The 25,786-nt window shown below is 65.6% G+C and carries 14 protein-coding genes; 10 read left to right on the top strand and 4 right to left on the bottom strand.

Annotated features, from left to right (window positions below):
- Nucleotides 1–113 precede the first annotated feature (113 nt).
- The 9 genes from KP004_RS09535 (at nucleotide 114) to KP004_RS09495 (ending at nucleotide 22,744) form a co-directional block, all read left to right on the top strand.
- Nucleotides 114–767, top strand: a complete 654-nt coding sequence (locus KP004_RS09535; RefSeq protein WP_216802081.1) for an arylesterase — start codon at nucleotides 114–116, stop codon at nucleotides 765–767.
- Nucleotides 768–1,022: 255 nt separating this feature from the next.
- Nucleotides 1,023–2,636 carry a PfaD family polyunsaturated fatty acid/polyketide biosynthesis protein gene (locus tag KP004_RS09530; RefSeq protein ID WP_216802080.1) on the top strand — a complete coding sequence of 538 codons (1,614 nt, stop codon included), beginning with the start codon at nucleotides 1,023–1,025 and terminating at the stop codon, nucleotides 2,634–2,636.
- Nucleotides 2,633–10,009 (top strand): type I polyketide synthase, encoded by a 7,377-nt coding sequence (locus KP004_RS09525; protein WP_216802079.1) that lies wholly within the window; start codon nucleotides 2,633–2,635, stop codon nucleotides 10,007–10,009. The genes KP004_RS09530 and KP004_RS09525 overlap by 4 nt, the downstream gene beginning before the upstream one ends.
- 2 nt (nucleotides 10,010–10,011) lie before the next feature.
- Nucleotides 10,012–17,232, top strand: coding sequence for a beta-ketoacyl synthase N-terminal-like domain-containing protein (locus KP004_RS09520; RefSeq protein ID WP_216802078.1), 7,221 nt, complete (start codon nucleotides 10,012–10,014; stop codon nucleotides 17,230–17,232).
- A 208-nt stretch (nucleotides 17,233–17,440) separates the two neighbouring features.
- Nucleotides 17,441–18,484 (top strand): 3-oxoacyl-ACP synthase III, encoded by a 1,044-nt coding sequence (locus KP004_RS09515; RefSeq protein ID WP_216802077.1) that lies wholly within the window; start codon nucleotides 17,441–17,443, stop codon nucleotides 18,482–18,484.
- Nucleotides 18,481–19,383 (top strand): alpha/beta fold hydrolase, encoded by a 903-nt coding sequence (locus KP004_RS09510; protein WP_216802076.1) that lies wholly within the window; start codon nucleotides 18,481–18,483, stop codon nucleotides 19,381–19,383. Before KP004_RS09515 ends, KP004_RS09510 begins: the two co-directional genes overlap by 4 nt.
- 3 nt (nucleotides 19,384–19,386) lie before the next feature.
- A complete protein-coding gene (locus KP004_RS09505; RefSeq protein WP_216802075.1) occupies nucleotides 19,387–21,036 on the top strand; it encodes a fatty acid CoA ligase family protein in 1,650 nt (549 codons plus the stop codon).
- Nucleotides 21,024–22,016 carry an NAD-dependent epimerase/dehydratase family protein gene (locus KP004_RS09500; protein ID WP_216802074.1) on the top strand — a complete coding sequence of 331 codons (993 nt, stop codon included), beginning with the start codon at nucleotides 21,024–21,026 and terminating at the stop codon, nucleotides 22,014–22,016. The genes KP004_RS09505 and KP004_RS09500 overlap by 13 nt, the downstream gene beginning before the upstream one ends.
- Nucleotides 22,013–22,744 carry a 4'-phosphopantetheinyl transferase family protein gene (locus tag KP004_RS09495; protein WP_216802073.1) on the top strand — a complete coding sequence of 244 codons (732 nt, stop codon included), beginning with the start codon at nucleotides 22,013–22,015 and terminating at the stop codon, nucleotides 22,742–22,744. Before KP004_RS09500 ends, KP004_RS09495 begins: the two co-directional genes overlap by 4 nt.
- Nucleotides 22,745–22,870: 126 nt before the next feature.
- Here the strand turns inward: KP004_RS09495 and KP004_RS09490 are convergent, their stop codons facing one another.
- The 4 genes from KP004_RS09490 to KP004_RS09475 form a co-directional block, all read right to left on the bottom strand.
- On the bottom strand, nucleotides 22,871–23,263 hold the full coding sequence (locus KP004_RS09490) for a type II toxin-antitoxin system YhaV family toxin (RefSeq protein ID WP_216802072.1): 393 nt from the start codon (nucleotides 23,261–23,263) through the stop codon (nucleotides 22,871–22,873).
- Nucleotide 23,264: 1 nt separating this feature from the next.
- Complete coding sequence (locus KP004_RS09485; protein WP_216802071.1) at nucleotides 23,265–24,131, bottom strand: hypothetical protein; 867 nt, start codon at nucleotides 24,129–24,131, stop codon at nucleotides 23,265–23,267.
- Nucleotides 24,132–24,139: 8 nt separating this feature from the next.
- Nucleotides 24,140–24,406: a hypothetical protein gene (locus tag KP004_RS09480; protein ID WP_216802070.1), complete on the bottom strand. Its 267-nt coding sequence runs from the start codon at nucleotides 24,404–24,406 to the stop codon at nucleotides 24,140–24,142.
- A gap of 182 nt (nucleotides 24,407–24,588) precedes the next feature.
- Nucleotides 24,589–24,879, bottom strand: a complete 291-nt coding sequence (locus tag KP004_RS09475) for a hypothetical protein (RefSeq protein WP_216802069.1) — start codon at nucleotides 24,877–24,879, stop codon at nucleotides 24,589–24,591.
- Between the two features lie 202 nt (nucleotides 24,880–25,081).
- Between KP004_RS09475 and KP004_RS09470 the strand changes: the two genes are divergently transcribed.
- On the top strand, nucleotides 25,082–25,726 hold the full coding sequence (locus KP004_RS09470) for an OmpH/Skp family outer membrane protein (RefSeq protein ID WP_216802068.1): 645 nt from the start codon (nucleotides 25,082–25,084) through the stop codon (nucleotides 25,724–25,726).
- Nucleotides 25,727–25,786 lie beyond the last annotated feature (60 nt).

Genomic DNA, 25,786 nt, shown 5'->3' with positions numbered 1-25,786 from the left:
GGTTTACGGCGCCCGCTTCAGAGGCCCGGACGAGTAGCCAGAAAAGCGAGGGGGACAGGCACCTTCGGAGCCAGTCCCCTTCGGCGGCCGGGTCTGCCCGCAAAGGAGAAAACATGCGCAACCTCTTCACCATCTTCACCCTCGCTCTCTGCGCCGTGGCCGGTGCGGGGCCGGTGCTCGCGGCAGGCGCCGCCAAACCGGCAAGCCACGGCACCATCGTCGCCTTCGGCGACAGCCTCACCGCAGGGTACGGCGTACCGGAGTCCGAGGCGTACCCCGCCCAGTTGCAACGCAAACTGCAGCAGGCCGGCTACCAGTGGACCGTCATCAACGCCGGCATCAGCGGCGAAACCAGTTCCGGGGCACTCGCCCGGGTCGACTGGGTCATGAAGCTAAAGCCCGACATCGTCATCCTGGAAACCGGCGCCAACGACGGCCTGCGCGGTCAGGACCCGGAACTTGCCCACCGCAACATCGGCAAGATCGTGTCCACCCTGCAGGCCAAGGGCGTGGTCGTGGTCCTGGCCGGCATGAGGATGCTGAAGAACCTGGGACCCGCCTACACCGCCAAATTCGCCGCCATCTACCCCCGCGTCGCCAAGGAGCACAAGGTGATCCTGGTCCCGTTCTTCCTGGACAAGGTCGCCGGCAAGGAGAGCCTCAACCTGGCGGACGGTGTCCATCCTACCGCCACTGGGTACACCATCGTCACAGAGACCGTTTATCCCTACCTGCTCAAAGCCATCCAACAAAAGGGAGGTCGATGAGCCACAGCTCCTCCCTCCGTACTGTTAAAAGTTGCCCTGAACCCGCGTCTTGTCTTGCTTTTTTGCACGATTTAATGTACACGTACTCTGTTAAACTGGGCACCATTGCTTACAGCCGGATCCGCCTTTCGTTGCTGCAATAGACCTGATGCGTGAACCTGCCTTCTCTATGCCCGAGCCTTGTCCTTCTACCGATTCAGTACCTTTACGCCATCGCAACTCCGCTGCAAATTCGTGGCAACAGGAGAATCCCGTTTGGATCTTTTTTCACTTCAGGGCGAGTCTGCTGCTCGCTCTGCCAAATCCGAGAGTTCCGAGCCTGCCGTTATGAGTCTTAGAGACGCGCTCCGCGTCGTACGCCACCCCCTGTACCTGGTGCAGCGCGATGGCAACCTCGTCCCCCAACTTGGTGGCGCCGGGAGCGTGCAGTCCTGCGTCGGGTACGCCCCCGCCTGTCTCCCTGAAAACCTGGGCGATCCTTCCTTCTGCCGCGAGATCGGCATCCGGTACCCGTACCTGGGCGGCTCCATGGCCAAGGGGATCAGCTCCGCCGCCATGGCGGAAGAGCTCGGTCGTGCCGGGATGCTCGGTTTCTTCGGCGCAGCCGGCCTTCCCATCTCCACGGTTTCTGACACAGCCGACCGCCTCAAGCAGTCCCTGGGCGACATCCCCTACGGCTTCAACCTGATCCACTCCCCGCACGAGCCGGAGCTGGAGAAGGAATTGGCCGAACTCTACATCCGCAAGGGTGTGCGCATCATCGAGGCATCGGCGTTTCTCGCCCTGACCCTCCCCCTGGTGCGCTACCGCCTGCACGGCATCAAGCGCGCGGCCGACGGCAGCATCGTCACCCCGAACCGGATCATCGCCAAGGTGTCCCGCGAGGAGCTGGCGGCGAAGTTCTTTGCGCCCGCGCCCGAGAAGCTTCTGCGCGCCCTGGTCGAAAACGGCTCCATCACCGCCGAGCAGGCCGAGCTCGCAGCCCATGTGCCGCTGGCCCAGGACGTGACGGCCGAGGCCGACTCCGGCGGCCACACCGACAACCGGCCGGCCATGGCCCTCTTCCCGACCATCAACTCGCTTGCCGCACGGCTGGAGAGCCAGTACGGCTATGACTGCAAGCTTCGCGTGGGTCTTGGCGGCGGCGTCTCCACCCCGGCTTCCGCCGCAGCCGCCTTCGCCATGGGCGCCGCCTACGTCATGACCGGTTCGGTCAACCAGGCCTGCGTCGAGTCCGGCACCTCCGACCTCGTGCGCGGCATGCTGGCCGGCACCCGCCAGGCCGACGTCACCATGGCGCCCGCCGCCGACATGTTCGAGATGGGGGTCACTGTGCAGGTCCTGAAGCGCGGCACCATGTTCCCCATGCGCGCCGCCAAGCTCTACGAGCTCTACCGCAGCTACGGCAGCATGGACGAGATCCCGGCCGCGGAACGCGAGAAGCTGGAAAAGACCATGTTCCTCGCCCCGCTGGAAGAGATCTGGCGCGGCACCCGCGACTACTTTTTGAAGCGCGACCCTTCCCAGGTGGAGCGCAGCGAGCGCGACCCGAAGCACAAGATGGCGCTGGTCTTCCGCTGGTACCTCGGCATGGGGGCACACTGGGCCAAGGACGGCGTTGAAACCCGCAAGATGGATTACCAGGTCTGGTGCGGCCCCGCCATGGGCGCCTTCAACGAATGGGCCGCCGGCTCCTTCCTCGAGGCAGCCGCCGAGCGCAAGATCGTCACGGTGGCGCTCAACATCCTGCACGGCGCGGCGCACCTTACCCGCGCCAACTTCCTGCGCAGCCAGGGCATCGAGCTGCGCCTGGAAGAGATCGCACCGCACCCCCTCGAAATCGCACAAATCAAGGAGTACCTTTGTTGAAAACTGATGATCTGAAACCTGCCGTCTCCAGCAACGGAACTCAGCTTGCCATCATCGGCATCGGTTGCCTCTTCCCGCAAGCAGCGGATAAAAACGCCTACTGGGCCAACATCGTGGACGGGGTCGACGCCATCACCGAAGTCCCTTCCACGCATTGGCCGGTGGATGCCTATTACGACGAGGATCAGAAGAGTCCCGACCGCACCTACGGGCGCCGCGGCGGCTTCCTCTCTCCCGTCGACTTCAACCCGATGGAGTTCAACATCCCGCCCAACGTCCTGGAGGCGATCGACACCTCCCAGTTGCTGGGCCTGGTCGCCGCTGGTCAGGCGCTCAAAGATGCCGGCTACGGCCCCGATCGCGCCTTCGACAAGAGCAACGTCTCCGTAATCCTCGGGGTCACCGGCACGCTGGAACTGGTCATCCCGCTGGGGGCCCGTCTGGGGCACCCGGTCTGGCGCTCCGCGCTCAAGGACGCCGGCGTCGACGAGGAAACCGCGAAAGACGTGGTCGAGCGCATCTCCGATTCCTACGTTCCCTGGCAGGAAAACTCGTTCCCGGGGCTCCTGGGCAACGTGGTCGCGGGCAGGATCAGCAAACAGTACGATCTCGGCGGCACCAACTGCGTGGTCGACGCCGCCTGCGCCAGCTCCTTCAGCGCGTTGCATCTCGCCTCCATGGAGCTCATGTCCGGCAAGTCCGATATCGTCGTGAGCGGCGGCATCGACACCTTCAACGACATCTTCATGTACATGTGCTTCAGCAAGACCCCGGCGCTTTCCCCCTCCGGCAACGCCAAGCCCTTCGACGTCTCGGCCGACGGGACCATCCTTGGTGAAGGCCTGGGTATCGTGGTGCTGAAGCGCCTGGCCGATGCGGAGCGCGACGGCGACAAGATCTACGCGGTGATCCGCGGCATCGGTTCCTCCAGCGACGGCAAAGGGGACGCCATCTACGCCCCCAGCTCCGCCGGGCAGAAGAAGGCGCTTTTGAACGCCTACAAGAATGCGGACGTCACCCCGGAGAGTATCGGCCTTCTGGAAGCGCACGGCACCGGCACCAAGGTCGGCGACGCCGTTGAAGTGAACGCGCTGCGCGAGGTGTACGGCACGGCCGAGAACCCGTGGTGCGCCCTCGGCTCGGTCAAGTCGCAGATCGGTCACACCAAGGCGGCGGCTGGTTCCGCGGGCCTGATCAAGGCGGCGCTCGCCCTGCACCACAAGGTGATTCCGCCGACCATCAAGGTACAGACCCCGCAAAGCGTGGTGGTGGGTGAAAACTCCCCCTTCTACCTCCCGACCGGCAAGCGTCCCTGGTTCCCCCGTCCCGATGTGCCGCGCCGCGCCGGGGTCAGCGCCTTCGGCTTCGGCGGCTCCAACTTCCACGTGGTCCTCGAGGAGTACCAGCCTAAGAAGCAGGTTGTCGACTGGGACGGCAACACGCAGATCCTGGCCTTCTCCGGCGCAGATGCCGCCGCTGTCGCCGCCAGGCTCGACTCCGTTCCCGCGGATGCCGCCTGGGGCGTGCTGCGCGACCTGGCCCTTGCTTCCCGCGCCTCGTTCGATGCCAAGGCGGCCTGCCGCCTCGCCTTGGTCGTGGAGCGCAACAAGACCAACCTCGCCTCCCTGGTGAAGAACGCCCGCGCCATGCTGGACAAGGACGCGAAATCCGCGTGGCAGACTCCGGATGGCGCCTACTACGCCTGCGGCGATGCCTCCGGCAAGCTGGGCATGCTGTTCCCCGGGCAGGGCTCGCAGTACACCGGGATGCTCAACGACCTCGCCTGCCGTTTCCCGCAGGTGCTGGACGCCGTTGCCGCGTCCGACGAAGGCTTCGTCGGTGCCGGCCGCAAGAGACTTTCCGACCTGATCTATCCCCCTTCCGCTTTCGACGAGGCTACCCGCGCCAAACAGGAAGAGGAACTGCGGGCTACCCAGGCCGCCCAGCCCGCCATCGGGGCGACCAGCCTCGGCGCCCTGCGCGTGCTGCGGAGTTTCGGGGTGGAGCCGAATGCCGTCGCCGGTCACAGCTACGGTGAGCTCACCGCCCTCTGTGCTGCAGGGAGGCTCGATGAGAGCGCACTGCACGAGTTGTCGCGCTTGCGCGGCCAACTCATGGGTGCCGGTGCCGGCGACAAGGGGAGCATGCTGGCCGTTTCCGCGCCGCTGGAGAAAGTCGCCGAGGTGGTCGCCGCCGAGAAGCTCGACCTGGTGATCGCCAACAGGAACGCCCCGACCCAGGCCGTCCTTTCCGGCACCACCGCCGAGATCAAGCGCGCCGCGGCTGTTTTCAGGGGGCTCGACCTGACCTGCAAGGAACTCCCGGTTGCCGCCGCTTTCCATAGTGCGCTGGTCGCCGATGCCGCCAAGCCGTTCCTGGCTGCCCTGGAAAAGATCGATATGCCGCAGGCCAAGATCCCGGTCTACGCCAACACCACCGCCGCGGTCTACCCGGCCGATACGGCCGCCGCCAAGGCGCAGCTCGCCGCACAACTCGCCAAGCCCGTCGAGTTCGTCGCCGAGATCGAGGCGATGTACGCAGCTGGGATTACCTCCTTCGTCGAGGTCGGCCCCGGCAACCGCCTGACCGGCCTGGTGCAGGCCATCCTGGGCAAACGTCCCCACCTCGCCTTCGCCATCGACGCCTCCTCCGGCAAACGTACCGGCGTAGCCGACCTGGCCAGGACCCTGGCTCAGCTTGCCGTGCTCGGTTACGGCGTGAACCTCGCCCTTTGGGATGAGGGGCACCGTCCGGCCCCGGCACCCACCGGCAAGAAGCCTGCGCTGACCATCCCGCTGTGCGGCGCCAACTACGTCAAGGCGAAGCCGAAGAAACCGGCGGTTCAGCCGAAGCCGGCCGTGGTCGCGGCTCCGGCACCGGTCGCCGCTATGTCCGCTCCCAGCGCTCCGGTTCAGGCCGCAGCAGCGGTGCCCCAGCAGGCTGGTTATCAGACTGCCGCGCCCGCAGCGCCGACGTATCAGCCGCAACCTGCCGTTGCCCAGCCCGCTGCTCATGCCTCGCTGAACGAATCGCTGCGCCTGGCTCGTGAAGGGATGGCGGTCCTGCAGAAAATGCAGGAGGATACCGCGCTGCTGCACCGCCGCTTCCTCGAAGGACAGGAAGCCGCAGCCAAGACCTTCCAGACGCTGCTGGAGCAGCAACAACGACTGATCATGGGTGCGCCGGTTGTTCCGGCCGCGCAGGTAGCGCCGACCGCATTCGCTCCGGCCGCTCCCGTCGCCGCCCCTGTCCAGGCGCCTGCCTACGTAGCTCCGGTGGCCGCAGCCCCGGCTCCGGTTGCTCCGGTTGCCGCCAAGGCCGTTCCGGCTCCTGTGGCTGCCGCGCCGGCAGCGTCCGCCTCTGTGGCGTCTGTCGCTTCGGCCCCTGTCGCGGCGAAGGGCGCCGATGCCGGTCACATTACCCAGACCCTCTTGACCGTCATCTCCGAGAAGACCGGGTATCCCATTGAAATGCTTGAGCTCGATATGGGTATGGACTCCGACCTCGGTATCGACTCCATCAAGCGCGTGGAGATTCTGTCCACCCTGCAGGAGCGCCTGCCGGGCTCACCCGTGATCGGCCCTGAGCACCTGGGCACGCTGCGCACCCTGGGCGACATCGCCGGTCATCTCGCCGCTGGTGCCGCGCCTGCCGCTGCCGCCAGCCAGGGGACCGGCTCCGCAGGTGCCTGTCCCCCTTCGGCCTGCCCCGCTTCCCAGGTAACCGAAACCCTCCTCGCCGTGATCAGCGAGAAGACCGGCTACCCTGTGGAGATGCTCGAGCTCGACATGGGTATGGACTCCGACCTCGGCATCGACTCCATCAAGCGCGTCGAGATCCTGTCCACCCTGCAGGAGCGCCTCCCCGGCTCCCCGGCCATTGGCCCCGAGCACCTGGGCACCCTGCGCACGCTGGGCGACATTGCCGGTCATCTTTCTGCAGGCATGGCTTCCGTCGCTGCCGCCGCACCAGTCACTGCGAGTGCCGCCACCAACGCGGGGACTGGCTCCGCAGGTGCCAGTCCCCTTTCCAACGTGACCGAGACCCTGCTCGCCGTAGTGAGCGAGAAAACCGGCTACCCCGTCGAAATGCTCGAACTGGAAATGGGTATGGATTCCGACCTCGGCATCGACTCCATCAAGCGCGTCGAGATCCTCTCCACGCTGCAGGAGCGCCTCCCCGGCTCCCCCGCCATCGGCCCCGAGCACTTGGGCACCCTGCGCACCCTGGGCGATATCGCCGGGCACCTGGCCGCTGGCGCCGTGTCCGTCACTGCCACCGCGAGCGCTGTCACCAGCATGGGGACTGGCTCCGCAGGTGCCTGTCCCCCTTCCAACGTGACAGAAACCCTCTTGGACGTCGTCAGCGAGAAAACCGGCTATCCCACGGAAATGCTTGAACTGACCATGGGCATGGACTCCGATCTGGGCATCGACTCCATCAAGCGCGTGGAAATCCTCTCCACGCTGCAGGAACGTCTCCCCGGTTCCCCGACCATCGGGCCCGAGCACCTGGGCACCCTGCGTACCTTGGGCGACATCGCCGGTTTCCTTGGTGCCGGTTCTGCCGCCGCCCCGACCGCTGCCGCCGTTGCCGCTCCGGCAGCACCCGCTGCGCCGGTTGCCCCCGCCACCGCTGCGGTCGACCATGCCGCCGTCTGCCAGGCCCTGCTTGATGTCGTCAGCGACAAGACCGGTTACCCCGCCGAAATGCTGGAACTGACCATGGGCATGGATTCCGACCTCGGCATCGATTCGATCAAGCGTGTCGAGATCCTTTCCGCCCTGCAGGAACGGCTCCCCGCCTGCCCGGCAATCGGTCCCGAGCACCTGGGGACCCTGCGTACCCTGGGCGACATCGCCGCCTTCCTGGCCGGGCCTGCAAAAGCCGCCGCTCCGGTTGTCGTCGAAGCGGCAGCACCGGCTGCGAGCGAAGCCGCACCCGCGACTGCCGCCCCTGTGGCCGCTGCCTCGGCACCCGCTGAAAGCGTGGCGCACCCGATCCAGCGCAGCTCCGTGGTTCCCGTTGTCATCGCGGAGAGCGACGACGACGCGATCACCATCGCCAACGACGGCGAGATCTGGGTCACCGACGACGGCTCCGCCTTTGCCGCCGAGCTGTGCGGCATCCTGCTCGAGCACGGCTGCTCGGTGCGCAAGATCAACGCCGCCCAGGCGCAGCAGATCGCACCCGCCGGGAAACTTTCCGGCCTGGTCATCTGCGCGCCTGTTGCCGGTACCGACGATCTGTTCCTTGAAAACGCCTTCCGCCTCCTGAAGGACGCCGCTGCCGCCCTGGGTGAGTCCGGGCGTGCCGAAGGTGCGGTCTGCGTTACCGTCTCCCGCCTGGACGGTGCCTTTGGTTTCGGATCCGGCAAGACCTTGAAGGATCCGCTCTCCGGCGCCCTGGCTGGTCTCACCAAGACCGCCGCCTTCGAGTGGCCCGATGTCGCCTGCAAGGCGATCGACCTCGGCGAATTCCCGCATCCGGCGGCCGCTGCGGGCGCCGTGGCCATCGAGATGCTGCGTCGCGGTCCGGTCGAGGTAGGCCTCACCCCGGAAGGACGTTTCGCCCTGCAGACCGCTGTCCTGCCCGCTGCCCCCGCTCCTGCCGTCCCGGTCCTGGACCAGGGTGACGTCGTGGTGATTACCGGCGGCGGACGCGGCGTTACCGCGGTTTCAGCCCTGGCGCTCGCCAAGGAATACCATCCCTTCCTGGTTCTCTTGGGCCGCAGCCCGGAGCCGCAGGAGGAGCCTGCCTGGCTCACCGGCCTGACCGACGAGGCCGACATCAAGCGCGCCATCATGCAGAACGCGACCGGGAAGCTGCACCCCCGGGAGATCGAGGAGCGTTACCGTTCCGTGGTGGCGGGGCGCGAACTGCGCGCGACCCTCACCAGTATCGCCGCCACCGGCGCCGAGGCGATCTACCGCTCGGTCGACATCCGCGACCAGAGCGCCATGGAGCTCCTACTCGGCGAGATCCGCCGCGCCCACGGCCCGATCCGCGGTGTGGTGCACGGCGCCGGCGTCCTTGCCGACCGGCTCATCGTGGACAAGACACCCGAGCAGTTCCAGCAGGTCTACAGCACCAAGGTGCACGGCCTGCGCGCCCTGCTGCACGCGACCCGCAACGACGACCTCAAATTCGTCGCCCTCTTCTCCTCCTCCACCGGCCGTTTCGGTCGCGTGGGCCAGGTCGACTACGCGGTGGCCAACGAGGTGCTGAACAAGACCGCCCAGGCCGAGGCGCGCCGCCGCTCCGGCTGCCACTGCGTCAGCATCAACTGGGGCCCGTGGGACGGCGGCATGGTCACCCCGGCCCTGAAGAAGGTCTTCGCCTCCGAAGGGATCGGCGTCATCGATCTCGCCGAAGGCGGCGAGTTCCTGGCACGCGAGATTTCCGCGGCCGATGCGCCGGTCGAGATCGTGGCCATCGCCCAGCTTCCCGAACAGGTGACTGCTGCGGCTCCCGCGGCCGGCAAGTCGCTTAGCCTGTCCGAGGCCTTCTCGCTCACGCTGACCGTCCCGGAATACCCTTTCCTGCGCTCCCACGTACTGGACGGCAAGGCGGTACTCCCCATGGCGGTCATCGTCGAGTGGCTCGCCCACGGCGCGCTGCACGGCAACCCCGGTTTCCGCTTCCACGGCTTCAACGACCTGCGTATCTGCAAAGGGGTCGTCTTCGAGGACAACACCCCCTTCACGGTGAACGTGATGGCGGGCCGCGCCGAGAAACGCGAATCGTTCTGGCTGGTTCCGGTGGAACTCTCCAGCCCGGGCGTCAACGGCAAGACCATCCTGCACGCCCGCGCCGAGATCGTGCTTGCCACCAAGCACCCGGAAGGGATCCGCTCCATCAAGGAGATCCCGAGCACACCGTACGCCCCGCATGAAGGCGTGATCTACAACAACGAGCGCCTGTTCCACGGGCCGGACCTGCACGGCATCGAGCAGGTGGACGGCTGCTCCGCCAAGGGAATCGCCGCCTCGGTCAAGGGTGCCCCGGCGCCTGCCAAGTGGATCAGGCGCCCCCTGAGGAGCTCCTGGCTCACCGACCCGCTGGTCCTCGACAGCGCCTTCCAGATGATGATTCTCTGGAGCTTCGAGCGCTTCGGCGCCGGTTCGCTCCCCTGTTTTGCCGGGCGCTACCGCCAGTTCCAGGAGTCCTTCCCGCGCGAAGGGGTGCAGGTGGTCATCCGCGTCACCTCCGAGAGCAAGCACGGCGCCAGCGCCGACATGGAGTTCCTGGATCGCAGCAGCGGCAAGCTGGTCGCGCGTCTGGAAGGGTACGAGTGCGTCATAGACCCGTCCCTCAAGCAGGCCTTCCAGCGCAACAAGCTTAGAACCGTAACTGTTGTGGGGGCGGCATAGGCATGAAGCAGCAGTCGCCTTCCGTGGCAATCGTCGGCATGGGCGGGATCTTTCCCGACGCGCCGGAACTGACGAAATTCTGGGATAACATCCGTAACGCCAAGAGCGCAGCGCGCGAGGTACCGGCAGGACGCTGGGCCCTCGCGGCTGACGCCGCCTTCCATCCGGAGGCCGGGAAGCCGGACCACGTGTACTCCAAACGCGGCTGCTTCATCGACGGCCTCCCGCCCCTGTCCTCGCTTTCCGGGCTGCACATCGACCCGAAGCTCGCCGACGGGCTGGATCCCGCCTTCCACCTGCTGCTGCATGCCGGCAAGCGTGCCTTCGACAGCGCCGTAACGGCGAAGCTCGACCGCTCCCGCATCGGCGTCATCATCGGCAACCTGGCCCTTCCCAGCGAGAAATCCGCCGAACTCTCCCGCGCCCTCCTGGGCCGGAATTTCGAGGAAAAACTCCTGGGGCACGCCGGGAGCGACCCGATCCCGAACCCGTTGAACCGCTACGTCGCCGGGCTTCCTGCCGGACTCCTGGCCTCCGCGCTCGGGCTCGGCGGAGGATGCAGCACCCTGGACGCCGCCTGCGCCTCCTCGTTGTACGCCATCAAGCTTGCCTGCGACGAGCTCATCTCCGGCCGCGCCGACGCCATGCTCACCGGCGGCCTGTCCCGTCCCGATCCCCTCTACACCCAGATGGGCTTCGCCCAGTTGCGCGCCCTGTCGCGGCGCGGCATCTGCTCGCCCTTCGACGCCTCCGGCGACGGCCTGGTCGTGGGTGAAGGGGCCGGCATCTTCGTGCTCAAGCGGCTCGACGACGCCATCGCGCAGGGAGATCACATCTACGGCGTGATCAGGGGGATCGGTCTCTCCAACGACGTGGGCGGCAGCCTTTTGGCCCCCATGGCCGACGGGCAGTTGCGCGCCATGCGCGCCGCCTATGCCAAGGCCGGGTGGGCGCCGCAGGACGTCGATCTCATCGAGTGCCATGCCACCGGTACCCCGGTCGGCGACGCGACCGAGGTCGGCAGTCTGCGAGAGCTCTGGGGCGACGCCCCCGGCAAGGGATGCGTGATCGGCTCGGTGAAATCCAACATCGGCCACCTCCTGACCGCCGCCGGTTCCGCCGCGTTGACCAAGGTGCTCCTGGCCATGGCCGAGGAAACCCTCCCCCCGACGGCGAATTTCAATAAGGCTCCGGATACCTTCCAGCTCGAGCGCAGCCCGTTCAAAGTCCTGCAGGGCGCAGCCCCGTGGCAGCGTCGTGGCGACGGCGTGCCCCGCCGTGCCGCCGTTTCCGCCTTCGGGTTCGGCGGCATCAACGCGCACCTGCTGGTCGAGGAATGGTTGTCTGACGGCGCAGCCGGTGCTGCTGAAGCTACAAGCAGGGGGACAGGCACCTCGCGGAGCCAGTCCCCGGCTGTTGCCGTGGTCGGCCTCGATGCCCGCTTTGGCAAATGGCAGGATCTGAAATCATTCCAGACCCGCGTACTCGGCGGTGAGCCCGGTGCGAAGCCGTCCCAGCCCAAGGACTGGTGGGGAGCCGAGCAAAGCGCCTGGTTCAGCAAGGAAAAGCTGAAGGACACCCCCTTCGCCGGTTTCTACCTGGACGAGTTCTCCCAGCCGACCGACCAGTTCCGCATCCCGCCCAAGGAACTCGAGGAGATGCTGCCGCAGCAGCTCCTGATGCTGCAGTCCGCCGCTGCCGCCATGAAAGACGCCGGGATGGAGCGCGGCGACAACCTGCGCGCCGGTGTCTTCGTCGGCATCGCGCTCGACCTGAACAGCACCAATTTCGCCTTCCGCTGGACCATCGCGGAAAAGGCCAAGGCGTGGGCGCGGGAACTTGGCCTGCAGCTCTCTCCGGAGGAGATGGAGCTGTGGATCGAACAACTGCGCGACCAGGCTGGCCCGGCACTTACCGCCAACCGCACCATGGGTGCCCTGGGGAGCGTGGTCGCCAGCCGCGTGGCCCGGGAATTCCGTTGTGGCGGCCCGAGCTTCACCATGTCCAGCGAGGAAAGCTCCGGCCTGCGCGCCCTGGAAACGGCGGTGCGCCAGCTGCAGTCGGACGAGATCGACCGTGCCATCGTGGGAGCCGTGGATCTCGCCGGCGACCTGCGGGCCGTGATCGGGCAACACCTTAACCGCCCCTACTCCGGCTTTGGCAGCGCCACCCCCTTCGACCAGTCCGCCGACGGCACCGTGGTCGGCGAGGGAGCTGCCACCGTGATCCTGAAACGCCTGGAAGATGCTGAGCGCGACGGAGACCGTATCTACGCCGTCATCGGAGGCATCGGCAGCGCGAGCGGCGAAGTCATGCTCCCCGGCGTTCCCGCCTACCGTCACGCGCTGGAGCGCGCCTACGGCGAGGCCGAGGCAGCGCCCGCCGGCATCGGTCTCATCGAGGCCCACGGCAGCGGCAACGCGGCCGAAGACCGCATGGAAGCCGCCGCACTCACCGAGTTCTTCGACGAGCCGGGTCCCACGGCGCAACAAAGGCGCCTCCCCGTTGTCAGCGTCAAGGGCGATATCGGTCACACCGGCGCCGCTTCGGGTCTGGCCTCGCTGGTGCGCGGCTGCCTGGCGCTGTACCAGGAGATCATCCCGGGAGCGCGCTCCGGCGAGCGTCCCGTGGGCCAGCTCTCCGGCAACGGCGCCCTCTTCCTCCCCAACGGATCACGCTACTGGCTGAGAAACCGCAGCGAAGGAGCGCGCCATGCCGGCGTCAGCGTCTTTGGCGTGGACGGCAGCGTGAGCCATGTCGTGCTGCAGGGGTACGATAACGTCCCCGAGCGCGCAGTGGTAGAGCAGATTGCGCCGCTGGGGGGCTGGGACGAATTCCTGTTCAGCGTCACCGGTGCCGACCGGCAGGAATTGGCCGAAGGGCTGCAGCAGCTGCGGGAGACGGCGGAAAGAAAGCCGGCTCCGAACGTGGCCGCCCTCTCCCGGCGCGTCTGCAAGGAAAGCAGCGCCTCCGGCGCACCGCTTGCCGTTTCCCTGGTTGCCCGCAGCGCCGACGAGCTCGCCTCGCTCTGCCTGCAGGGAGAGCGGATCCTGCGCTCGGACGAGACCTACGCCGAGGCGGTGCTGCATCCTTCCCAGCGCGACCGCCTCTTCTTCACCGCCAAGCCCATCGGCAAAAGCGGCAAGATCGGCTTCGTCTACCCCGGCTCCGGCAACCATTTCGCCGGTATGGGGATGGAGCTGTCCGCCCGCTGGCCCGAGATCTATCGCCGTCAGGACGCGGAAAACCTCTACCTGCGCGAGCAGTTCCAGCCGGAGCAGTTCTGGAACGGCGCGCCGATCGACAGCGTGCACGAGAACCATCTCGCCGTCATCTTCGGCCAAGTGGCCACCGGCTGCGCGGTCACCGACGTGGTGCAGCGCTTTGGGATCAAGCCGAGCGCGGTGATCAGCTACAGCCTGGGCGAATCCGCCGGGCTTTTCGCCACCCGCACCTGGACCGAGCGCGACCTCATGCTGACCCGCATGAAGGCTTCCACCCTCTTCACCCGCGACCTGGCCGGCGAATGCCGCGCCGCCCGCGAAGCATGGGGGGAGCCCGAAGGCAAAGAGATCAACTGGAGCATCGGCGTGGTCGACGCCCCGGCGCGCGAGGTACGGCGCGCCATCAAGAAGACCAGCAGGGTGTACCTCCTCATCGTCAACACGCCCGACGAGTGCGTCATCGGCGGCGATGTTAAGTGGGTCAAGCACCTGGTGGCCATGCTCGATTGCCGTTTCTTCCCGCTGCAGGGTGTGACCACCGTGCATTGCGAGGTGGCGCGCCAGGTGGCGAACGCCTACCGCGACCTGCACGTCTTCAACACCAATCCGCCCGCCGGGATCACCTTCTACAGCGGCGCGGCCGGGAGCGCCTACCAGGTTAACCGCCGCAGCGCGGCCGAGTCGATCCTGGCCCAGGCCGTCGAAGGGATCGATTATCCGAAGGTGATCGAAGCCGCCTACGATGAAGGGATCCGTTACTTCATCGAGATGGGCCCCGGTGCTTCCTGCAGCCGGATGATCGGGCGCATCCTCAACAACCGCCCGCACGTGGCGCGTTCCGTCTGCCAGCCCGGCACCGATGCCAACTCCGCGGTACTACGGTTGCTGGCGCAGCTTACCGCCGAGCGCGTCCCTGTCGATCTGGAACCGCTCTTCTCCACTGTTCCGGATGTCCCCGTGCCGGCGTCGGTTATCGCAGCCGAACACAAAGGCCTTCGTTTCACCACCGGCGGGGCACCGTTCGCACCGGAGAGGGGACTGGCTCCGCAGGTGCCAGTCCCCCTGTCGCCCAAGACCACGGCCGTGCCGATGGCGGCTTCCCCGCTGCAGACGCCTGTCCGCCCAGCGCCTGCGGATACACCGAATCCTCCGATAAGCCGACCCGCAGATGTTCAGGTAAGTACGGCACGAAATACGCCTGAAGAAGGGGTAGAAAAGGGACAGGCTAAAAGGGGACAGGCACCTACGGAGCCAGTCCCCCCGTCGCAGATACCTGCACAGGAGAGTACGGTTCAGCCTCTGCTCGGCGACTTTGCCCGCGCGCGTGATGCCCACCAGCAGGCCCACGAGGCGTACCTCAGAGTGGCCAACGACCTGAGCCGGTCCATCGCCGATACGCTGGCGCTGCAGATCTCCATCCAGCAGCAGATGCTGGCTGCCGGGATACCGGTTGAGGTGCAAATCCCCTCTGTCTCCCCTTCGCAAAGGGGAGGACGTGAGGCACGCGCAGTGGTTGATAATGCTGCACCGTCTGCAGTTACGGTATCGGGAGTGGCTCAAGCACCGAGAAGAGCCCAAGTATCAGGAATGGCTCCGGCACCGAATCCCGCTCCCGCACCCTACCCCGGTGCGCTGCCGGCGCTGTACGACTACGACATGTGCCTGGAATTCGCCATCGGGTCGGTCGCAAAGATGCTCGGTCCCGAGTTCGCCGAGGCGGACAGCTACCCGACCAGGGTGAGACTGCCGGACGTGCCGCTGCAGCTCGTGCACCGCATCGTGGCGCTCGAGGGTGAGCCGAAATCGATGACCAGCGGTCGGGTGGTGACCCAGCACGATGTGCATCCCGGCGCCTGGTACCTGGACGGCGGGCGCATACCGACCTGCATCGCGGTCGAGGCGGGCCAGGCCGACCTGTTCCTGTCCGGCTATCTCGGCATCGACTTCATCACCAAGGGCCTCGCCGTCTACCGGCTCCTGGACGCCGTGGTGACCTTCCACCGCGAGCTTCCCGCCCCCGGCGAGACCATCAACTACGATATCCGCATCGAGCGCTTCTTCAGGCAGGGCGAGACCTACCTGTTCCGGTTCCATTTCGAGGCGACCGTGAACGGGGAGCCGCTTCTCTCCATGCGCAACGGCTGCGCCGGCTTCTTCAGCCAACAGGAGCTGGACGCCGGCAAGGGGATCGTGCGCGGGGCCATCGACCTGCGTCCCCGCACCGGAAAGCTCCCCGCGGACTGGCAGTACCTGGTCTCCATGCAGCCCGCATCCTACGACGCGCGGCAGCTCGACGCCCTGCGTCGAGGCGACCTGGCGGCATGCTTCGGACCGCTCTTCGCCGGTCTCCCGGTCCAGCGTCCCCTTACCCTTCCCGGCGGCAGGATGGAGCTGGTGCACCGGGTCATGGAACTGGTCCCCGACGGCGGGCGCTGCGGCCTCGGCTTCATCCGCGCCGAAGCGGACATCCATCCCGATGACTGGTTCATCACTTGTCACTTCGTGGATGACCGCGTCATGCCGGGCACGCTCATGTACGAGTGCTGCATGCACACGCTGCGTATCTTCCTGCTGCGCCTGGGCTGGGTGGCGGAGGCCGACGGCGCCGCGTGGCAGCCGGTTCCGGGCGTCGCGAGCCAGCTCTGCTGCCGCGGCCAGGTACTGGAGACCACCAAGGTGGTGACCTACGAGGTGACCGTGCGCGAACTGGGCTACCGGCCGGAACCGTACGCCATCGTCGACGCACTCATGTACGCCGACGGCAAGCCCATCGTGGAAATCACCAACATGTCGGCCCGTCTCACCGGTACGACGCGTGAAGCCCTGCTTCAGCTCTGGCAGTCCAAACATGCGCAATCCCTGAGCTTTGCCGCGCCTGCCGCGCAGGGCGTGCAGGCACCTTTATACGACCGGAAAGCCGCGCTCTACACCAAGCAGCAGATCCTGGCGTACAGCAACGGCAATCCTTCCGAAGGGTTCGGCGACCGCTACAAGGTCTTTGACAGCGAGAGGAAGATCGCCCGCCTCCCCGGTCCTCCCTTCCAGTTCATGGACCGCGTCACCGGCATCAAGGGCGAGCCGTGGCAGATGGTGCCGGGCGCCATGGCCGAGGCGCAGTACGACATCCCGGTGGACGAGTGGTATTTCGCCGCCGACCGTCAGACGCGCATGCCCTTCGCGGTGCTCCTAGAAGCCGCGCTGCAGCCCTGCGGCTGGCTTGCGGCCTACGTCGGCTCCGCGCTCACCAGCCCGACCGATATCTCCTTCCGCAACCTGGGAGGTACCGCGGTCCAGCATCGCCCCGTGACGCCGCACAGCGGCACGCTTACCGCCACGGCGACCCTTACCAAGGCCGCCACCAGCGGCGGCATGATCATCCAGGAGTTCAACTTCTCCGTCGCCGACCGTCACGGCGTGCTCTACGAAGGCGAAACCATGTTCGGGTTCTTCGCCAAGGAAGCGCTGGCCAACCAGGTGGGGATCAGGGAGGCGGCTCCGTATATCCCGAGTGCCGAGGAAGCCGGGCGCGGGCGTTCCCTCCCCTACCCCGAGCAGCGTCCCTTCCCGGACAAGACGCTGAGGATGATCGACAGGATCGAACTGTACGTCCCGGACGGAGGCCCGGCGGGCCTTGGCTACCTCAGGGGGATCAAGACCGTTGTCGGCGAGGATTGGTACTTCAAGGCGCATTTCTACCAGGATCCGGTAACCCCGGGTTCCCTGGGGCTGGAATCGTTCCTGCAGTTGATGAAGTTCGCCGCCGTCGAGCGCTGGGGGTGGAACGAAGGCGATACCGTCGCGGCCGTCGCCCTGGAGCGCAAGCACCGCTGGCTCTATCGCGGGCAGGTGGTGCCGGCCAACAAGGAAGTGACCGTGATGGCCTGGGTCACCGCCGTGGATGACGCCAATCGCATCCTCACCGCCGCAGGCTTCCTGTACGTGGATGGGCGGGCCATTTACCAGATGAACGACTTCACCGTGCAGATAGAAAGAGGCTAAACCTGTTCAACGTTCTACGTTCTACGTTCGAGGTTGGTCTTCCTCTCCGTTCTCCATCATGGTGGCAGACAGGTAGCTGTGGTGACTTTAACTACAATTTTTTCTCTGTGTCCTCTGTGGACCTCCGTGTCCTCTGTGGACCTCCGTGTCCTCTGTGGTCACGCTTTCCGCTTTTAAGTTTTCCAGCTTCCGTTTCTTAAGGTGATTGATGAAGTATTCCAAGGTATATATCGAATCTTTCGGTTACGAGCTCGCTCCGGTGGTGGTCACCTCGGATGAGCTCGAGGCGCGGCTGGAGCCGCTTTACAAGACGCTGCACTTCACGCCCGGTCAACTCCAGGCGCTGACCGGAATCCGCGAACGCCGCTGGTGGGAACCCGGCTTCCAGCTCTCCAAGGGCGCCATCGCGGCCGGCAAGAAGGCGCTGGCGTCCGCCGGCATCTCCCCCAACGAGATCGGCGCCCTGCTCTACACCGGCGTCTGCCGGGAACGCTTCGAACCGGCCACCGCCTGCCGCGTCGCCGCGGGCCTCGGTGTTTCCGGCAACGCGGCCATCTTCGACCTCTCCAACGCCTGCCTGGGAGTCCTCAACGGCATCCTGGAGGTGGCCAACCGCATCGAGCTCGGACAGATCCGCGCCGGCCTGGTGGTCTCCTGCGAGAGCGCGCGCGACATCAACGACGTCATGATCGCGAAGATGCTGGAGGACCGCAGCATGGAGAACTTCGCCAGTTCGCTGGCCACCCTCACCGGCGGCTCGGGCGCGGTTGCGGTGCTCCTCACCGACGGCTCCTTCTCCAAGTCCGGCCGCAGGCGGCTGCGCGGCGGCATCACCCAGGCTGCGCCGGAACACCATGGCCTGTGCCTGTGGGGCATCACCCCCGACGGCAAGGGCGGGTACGAGCAGTCCATGAGCACCGACGCGGTGAGCGTCATGAACTTCGGCGTGGAACTGGGTCGACGCACCTGGGACGAATTCCTCCCCGAAGTGGGCTGGAGGGAAACCGACGTGGACCGCGTGGTGTGTCACCAGGTCGGGAGCGCGCACCAGAGCGCCATCCTGAAGACGCTGGGCATCCCCCTGCACAAGGACTTCACCAGCTACGAGTTCCTGGGGAACATGGGGACCGTTTCCCTGCCGCTGACCGCCGCGCTGGCGGACGAGCGCGACATCCTTTCCGCCGGCGACCGGGTGGCCCTGCTGGGCATCGGGAGCGGGCTCAACTGTCTGATGCTGGGAGTGGACTGGTGAGAGACGCCGTGAAAAACTACTATCCCTTCACCGGCCGCACCCTCGACCTCGACGGCCTTTCGTACCACTACCTGGACGAAGGGACCGGCGCGCCGGTGGTCATGGTGCACGGCAACCCGTCCTGGTCTATCTACTACCGAAACCTGGTGCTGGCGCTGCGCGACAACTACCGCTGCATCGTGCCGGATCACATCGGCTGCGGCTTCTCCGACAAGCCCGGCGACGACCACTACGACTACACCCTCTCCCGCCGCATCGACGATCTGGAGCGCCTCATCGATTCCCTCGATCTGCAGGGGAAGATCACCCTGGTGGTGCACGACTGGGGCGGGATGATCGGCATGGGGTACGCGAGCCGCCACCCCGAGCGCATCGGCCGCATCGTGGTCCTCAATACCGCGGCCTTCCACCTTCCCAAGGAGAAGACCTTCCCGCTGGGGTTGAAGATCTGCCGCGACACGCTGCTGGGAACCCTTTTGGTGCGCGGTTTCAATGCCTTCAGCGTCGGCGCCTCAATCGTCGGCTGCAAGAAGAACCCGATGTCGCAGGAGCTGATGCAGGCCTACCGCGCCCCCTACGACTCCTGGCAGAACCGCATCGCCACGCTGCGCTTCGTGCAGGACATCCCGCTGGCGCCCGGCGACCGCGGCTACGAGCTGGTGAGCGAGATCGCCGACGGGCTGGATCGCTTCCGCGACCTCCCCATGGCCATCTTCTGGGGCGAGCTCGACTTTGTGTTCGACACCACCTTCCTCGCCGAATGGCAGCGCCGCTTCCCCAAGGCACAGGTGAAAAGCTACCCCGACGCCGGCCACTACGTGCTGGAAGACATGAAAGAGGAAGTGGTGCCGCTCATCGTCCAATTTATGCAGCAGACCGAGACCCGGGAGACGGCCTGACCCATGTCCGAGACCCAATTCGTCAACATAGCTGCGCACCTGCCCGAGATGGCTAGGCGCCAGCCGGACACCAGGGCGATCATCTTCCCCAGGGGGAAGCGGAGCCTCACCTTCTCCGAGCTGAACGGCCTGAGCGATAAGATCGCGCGCGGGTTGATCGCCAACGGCATCTGCAGCGGCGTACGCACTGTGCTCATGGTGACGCCGAGCCCGGAGTTCTTCGCCCTCACCTTCGCCCTGTTCAAGGTGGGTGCGGTGCCGGTACTCATCGACCCGGGGCTCGGGATCAAGAACCTGAAGCAGTGTTTCTCCGAGGCGGAACCGCACGCCTTCATCGGCATCCCCAAGGCGCACATAGCGCGCAAGCTCTTTGGCTGGGGGAAAGAAACCATCCGCACCTGTGTCACCGTCGGACCGCGCCTGTTCTGGGAGGGGACCACGCTCGCGAAGATCATCGCCGAGCAGCAGGACGATTCCCCCTTCACGCTCGCTCCGACCCAGAAGGACGACGTCGCGGCGATCCTCTTTACCAGCGGCAGCACCGGCATCCCCAAGGGGGCGATCTACAGCCACGGGAACTTTTCCGCGCAGGTCAAGGCGCTTAAAGAGGTCTACGGCATCGAACCGGGCGAGATCGATCTCCCCACCTTCCCGCTTTTCGCCCTGTTCGCCCCGGCGCTCGGCATGACCGCGGTGATCCCGGAGATGGACTTCACCCGCCCCGGTTCGGTCGATCCGCGCAAGATCGTGGGGCCTATCAACGAATACGGCGTGACCACCATGTTCGGTTCCCCCGCCCTCATCAACCGGGTGGGACGCTACGGCGTCGAGCACGGCATCAAACTCCCGACCCTGCGCCGCGCCATCTCCGCCGGTGCGCCGGTCCCGGCCTCCGTTTTGGAGCGTTTCACGAGCCTTCTCAATCCGGGCGTGCAGGTGTTCACCCCCTACGGCGCTACCGAGGCGCTCCCGGTCTGTTCCATCGGCAGCACCGAGATCCTTGAGGAAACCCGCAAGATCACTGACGCAGGTGGCGGGGTCTGCGTGGGGCGCCCGGTCGAAGGGATCCGTCTGGAGATCATCCAGATCACCGACAACCCCATCTATGGCTGGGATGACGAATTGCGCGTCCCAACGGGAAAGATCGGCGAGATCGTGGTGCAGGGAGAGCAGGTGACCCGCGGTTACTACAACCGTCCGGAATCGGACCACCTCTCCAAGATCATCGATCCGGCCACCGGTTCCTTCTTTCACCGCATGGGCGATCTGGGCGGCAGGGACGAAGATGGTCGCGTCTGGTTCTGCGGCCGCAAGTCCCATCGCGTCGAGACCGAGGGCGGCCCGCTCTACACCATCCCGTGCGAGGCCGTCTTCAACACGCATCCCGCCGTGTTCCGCAGCGCCCTGGTGGGCGTTGGCGAGCCGGGCGCCCTCACTCCGGTGATCTGCATCGAACTGGAGAAGAACGTCAAGGTCGACCAGGAGCAGGTGCGCACGGAGCTGAAAACGCTGGCAGAAGAGCATATCCACACCCGCTCCATCGAAACCATCCTGTTCCACCCCGCCTTCCCGGTGGATATCCGGCACAACGCCAAGATCTTCAGGGAGAAGCTGGCGGTCTGGGCCGCGGAGACCCTTAAATGCGCGCGCTAGTCACCGGAGGTGGAGGTTTTCTCGGCTCGGCCATCGTCAGGCAGTTGCGCACCCGCGGCGACGAGGTGGTCAGTTTCTCGCGTGGCGAGTACCCGGAGCTGGCAGCACTGGGCGTGGAGCAGCGTCGCGGCGACCTTTCCAACCTTAACGCCGTGGTCGATGCGGCGAAGGGGTGCGACATTATCTTCCATGTCGCAGCCAAGGCCGGCATTTGGGGTGACTTCCAGGAGTACTACCTGGCCAACGTCGTCGGCACCGAGAACGTGATCGCCGCCTGCCGCATCTTAGGCATCCGGCGCCTGGTTCACACCGGCTCGCCCAGCGTCGTCTTCGACGGGTCCGACGTCGAGGGGGGCGACGAGTCCCTCCCCTACCCCACCCATTTCGAGGCGCATTACCCGCACACCAAGGCGCTCGCGGAGCAGGCGCTCCTTGCCGCCAACTCGCGCACCCTGTCCACCGTATCGTTGCGTCCCCACCTGATCTGGGGACCGGGCGACAACCACCTGGTGCCGCGCATCGTCACCAAGGGACGCGCCGGCGCCTTGAGGCGCATCGGCACGCGCACCTGTCTGGTCGACACCGTGTACGTGGAGAATGCCGCCGAGGCGCACCTGAACGCGGCGGACCGCCTCACCGCCGACGCCCCGCTCGCCGGGAAGGCGTACTTCATCTCCAACGGCGAGCCCATCGCGCTGTGGGATATGGTGAACGCGATCCTGGAGGCGGCCGGTGTCCCGCCGGTCACCCGCACCATTCCGGCCGGAGTCGCTTATGCCGCCGGCGTCGCCTGCGAGGTCGCCTGGAAGACGCTCAGGCTTTCCGGCGAGCCTCCCATGACCCGCTTCGTCGCCAAGGAACTGGCCACGTCCCACTGGTTCGATATCTCCGCTGCCCGCAGGGACCTCGGCTATACCCCCCGCATCTCGACGCAGGAGGGGCTGAAGCTTCTGCGCGCATCGTTCGAGGCGGGAGCTTGATACCGGTCCCCGGACTGGAGCCGGTGCGCGCGCAGTACCGCCTCGAACCGCTGCAGCGCCCGGAGCACGACAAGGAACGCCTTATCGGCTTCTTAAGCCAAGACGAACTGCGGCGCGGGGCGAGGCTGCTCGATCCTGAAAAGCGGGAACTGTTCCTGGTCGGGCGCGGCTTGGTGCGGGAGATTCTGGCGGATCTTGTCGGTGAGGAACCCGGACGGCTCGTGTTTGCGGAAGGCGAGTTCGGGAAGCCGTCCCTGGTCGCTGGGCAGGCGGCCGAAGGGCTGCGCTTCAACGTTTCCCATTCCGGCGGTCAATTGTTGATAGCAGCGTGTTACGGTGCGGAGATAGGAGTCGACCTCGAAGAGATACGGCAGGAGCTGGCGTTTCGCCCCATGGCGGAGCGCTATTTTTCTGTGCGGGAACGTGAAGAGTTGTTCGGGTTGGACCCGCGGCAGCAACTGGAAGCGTTCTACCGCTGCTGGACCAGGAAGGAAGCTTATATGAAGGCGACCGGCAGCGGTTTCTCCCAACCATCCACCGGGTTCGACGTGTCGCTGCGGCCGGGGGAACCGGCGGCCCTTCTGGGGCACGGTGCGGAGCCCGCCGAGCTTGGTCGCTGGCGCCTCGTAGACCTGCCGGTCCCCTCCGGTTATTGCGCAGCCTTGGCACTGAACTCCTCCCCCTGGAGGGGGGAGGTTGGGAGGGGGGACATACCAAGCAACTGCTGACTTGCAGCCCCCTCCCCGTCCCTCCCCCTCCGGGGGCGGGGGACGTTACGGCCCATAGCTCTGTGGAAGCGGTGGACCCTACCGGGCTCCCATAAGTCCCATATCCCATCCCTCCCATAATTCCCATCAACCCTTGCTTTTCACCCTGAACGCCCGATACGCCTCCATGTGGCTTCTGTATTTCACCAGGCTCACCTCGCTGTTCAGCCAAGCGTAGATGATGGCGTTGGTCTCCTTGTCCCACTTGAAGAAGAGGCGGTGCTCCTTGGTCGGCTTGGCCCGGCGCCACTGCCGGTAGGCGTGCCCCTCGGCCTCCCCCTGGTAGTACGAGGCGTGCTGCGGGTCTGCGGGTATCTCGTCCTTGATGGCCCGGTACACCCGCGCCAGCAGTTTCGCCTGCGGTGAGGTCTTATAGGTCTGCGGATTCCTCTCCTTTTCCTTGGCCACCACGGCGATCAGTTCGTCCAGCACCTGTTCGAACGCGGCGTGAAAGCGGATGCGCGACTCGTTGCTCACCATCTCAGACCTCCACGTCCCGGATCAGTTCCTCGATCAGTTTCATCTTGTCGGGATCCGGCACCTTGATGGTATCGGCGCTGAAGGCTAACTCCCGCTCCATGCAGTCGTAGAGCTCATACAGGGTGCCGTTCTCGACCGAGAAGGAAAACGCGTCGAAGATGCGCGGATGGCAGGCGGTGGCGGAGAGTTTTTCGGAAACCCGGTCCTCGTAGTAGGTGGCGACCAGGCTGTCCGGGAGCACGAAACGGTAATGGATGAAGGCGGAATCCTTGCCGCGAACAACTTCATAGCGGCACTGCAGCACGATGGCATCGGTCTCCGAGAAGGCGGTGCCTACGGCTGCCAGAACGGATTTCAGGTCCTGCTCCGCCAGCCCCTGGCGTGTCAGCGCGTCGGTCACGGCCTCGTAATCGTCCTGGCGCGGGTGGCGCACCCCCTCGTGACTCTCCTGCCACTGGGACAGCAGTTTCTTCAACAGGGAAAACCTTCCCGTCAACGGCGCGATGCCGATGGCGGCGTTCAGCAGTTTCGGTTCCTGGGGCGCACGGTCCAGGGCAAGCAGGGCATACTTTGCGGCATCGTTCCAAAGACAGGATTTTTCGAGGGCGAGGGCATAGTACATCAGGGAGAGATGGGAGTCGGAAAGCTCGATGGCCTGGAGGTACTGGGCGTGCATCGAAGCGATGTCGTGCTCCAGGCAGGCAACCAGTCCGAGCAGGACGTGCGCGGAGACGGCATCCTTTTTCAGCAGCGTCTGGGCCGCTTTCTTGTATGTGGCCAGTTTCAGCCCCTGGGTTACGTCCCTGCGGCTGAATGTCCCCAGTTCGCGCAGAAGTTGGCCGAAATCAGGCTGCTTGCGGAAGAACATGACCCGGCTCAGCTAAGCGCGGTGCCGCAGAAACGGCAGGCCTGCTCGCGCCACTTGCTGAACTCGCTGCACTTCGGGCACTGCCGGTAGTGCCCCTGCATCGGCCGAAGCGGGCGCTGAAAGAGGGTGATCATCACCGTGGGGGCGAAAAGGCCGTTCAGCACAAACCACAGCAGCGGGTTGCGCCCCTTGGTGTAGGCGACCCAAGCGCCGATGGTGCCGGGCAGCAGAAAGAAAACGACAACGAATCCCCATTCCATCATGTTGGTAGGCATGTATGCTCCAGTATTTGGTGTAAAGGGTGGAATCAGGCAAGATTGTCCGGTTAAAGTCCCCCCTCCCCTCGCGGGAGGGGGTTAGGGGGTGGGGGTAGGTGCCACATCGGCGGTCATGGCAGGGGCACCCACCCCCCTGCCCCCTCCCGTCAAGGGAGGGGGAGAGCAGGACAACGCTGGAATTAGGTTCTCGGTTCGGTCCTGGTGATGGTGCTGCGCAGCTCCAGACCGAGCAGTCCGGCTGCCTCGTGGACCGCGTTCAGGTAGCGTTCCTTGAAGTGCGGCAGGCCCTCGGTCGGCTTCCCCTCCTCGTCCCAGGGAAGCTCGGTGCGGGACAGCACGATCATGATCTCTTCCAGGGCGTCCCTTTGCTTTCTCAGTTCGCGGATCTCCTGCAAAGCCTCGCGCAACAGCTCTGCCATTGTCGGGTCATCGGGTGTCGCTGTCTGCAGTTTCTGTAGTATATCGGTCATGGGGCGCTCCTCTTGAGTGGTGGCATGGTAGCAGCGAGGCGTATACGAGTCAACAGCCTTTATAGGTACGTTTTGCCGATACTTTGCCGCCCCCGAGGAGGTCTCCGATACCCGACACCACATTTCTTTTAATTGCCAAAGCGTAACAAAGGCTTTATGCTCTCCAGTCGCAGTCACCACTACTCAAGCAAAGGACGATCATATGAACAGGTTCGTGACACTACTCATCGGTTCCGCACTCACCTCTTTCGTCGCCGCCAACGGCTTTGCCGCTGAGACCGCTCCGGTTGCAGCTCCCGTAGCAGCTCCGGTTGCAGCACCCGCTCCCGCACCGGCACCGGCCGCTGCGGTTGCCCCCGCTGTTCCCGCCAAGGACGAAGCGAACGCGGCATCGGTCAAAATCGCGTTTATCGACATGTCCAAGGTCGCATCGGAATCTCCCGAGGGGAAGGCGGCCACCGAGTCGCTGAAGAAGAAGTCGGAACAGCTGCGCGCCAAACTCGACGCCCGCACCAAGCAGCTCGAGAAGCAAAAGGCCGCCATCGAGGCGAAGCTGCCCACCATGACCCAGAAAGAGCGCGCAGCCAAGGCCGCCGAGTTCCAGAAGAAGGTCGAGGATTACCAGAAGCTGGCCCGCGCCAGTGAGCTTGAGGTAAACAAGCTGCAGGAGAAGCTGACCAATGAGATAGGTGGCATCATCAAGAAGGCTGCTGCCGACTACGCCAAGGCCAACGGCTACCTGCTGGTGGTCGAGGAAAAAGGGGTACTCTTTGCCGATGAAAAGGTGAAGCCCAAAGACATCAGCGAGGAAGTTGCTGCCGAGCTCTCCAAGAAAGGGAAGAAATAGCCGCACGGCCTGTCCCCACCACATATTCCGCGTTTACCGTACGCCGCCTCGGGATACCGA

The organism is Geomonas oryzisoli, assembly GCF_018986915.1.
GTDB classification, from domain to species: domain Bacteria; phylum Desulfobacterota; class Desulfuromonadia; order Geobacterales; family Geobacteraceae; genus Geomonas; species Geomonas oryzisoli.
The sequence above is the reverse complement of the archived record's forward strand: the minus strand, read 5'-3'. Positions and strand labels throughout refer to the sequence as shown.

Excerpts from the sequence above, each read along its gene's own strand:
- KP004_RS09505 (WP_216802075.1), top strand. The coding sequence starts at position 19,387 with ATGTCCGAGACCCAATTCGTCAACATAGCTGCGCACCTGCCCGAGATG.
- KP004_RS09535 (WP_216802081.1), top strand. The coding sequence starts at position 114 with ATGCGCAACCTCTTCACCATCTTCACCCTCGCTCTCTGCGCCGTGGCC.
- KP004_RS09515 (WP_216802077.1), top strand. The coding sequence starts at position 17,441 with ATGAAGTATTCCAAGGTATATATCGAATCTTTCGGTTACGAGCTCGCT.
- KP004_RS09490 (WP_216802072.1), bottom strand. The coding sequence starts at position 23,263 with ATGGTGAGCAACGAGTCGCGCATCCGCTTTCACGCCGCGTTCGAACAG.
- KP004_RS09485 (WP_216802071.1), bottom strand. The coding sequence starts at position 24,131 with ATGTTCTTCCGCAAGCAGCCTGATTTCGGCCAACTTCTGCGCGAACTG.
- KP004_RS09480 (WP_216802070.1), bottom strand. The coding sequence starts at position 24,406 with ATGCCTACCAACATGATGGAATGGGGATTCGTTGTCGTTTTCTTTCTG.
- KP004_RS09520 (WP_216802078.1), top strand. The coding sequence starts at position 10,012 with ATGAAGCAGCAGTCGCCTTCCGTGGCAATCGTCGGCATGGGCGGGATC.
- KP004_RS09470 (WP_216802068.1), top strand. The coding sequence starts at position 25,082 with ATGAACAGGTTCGTGACACTACTCATCGGTTCCGCACTCACCTCTTTC.
- KP004_RS09500 (WP_216802074.1), top strand. The coding sequence starts at position 21,024 with ATGCGCGCGCTAGTCACCGGAGGTGGAGGTTTTCTCGGCTCGGCCATC.
- KP004_RS09475 (WP_216802069.1), bottom strand. The coding sequence starts at position 24,879 with ATGACCGATATACTACAGAAACTGCAGACAGCGACACCCGATGACCCG.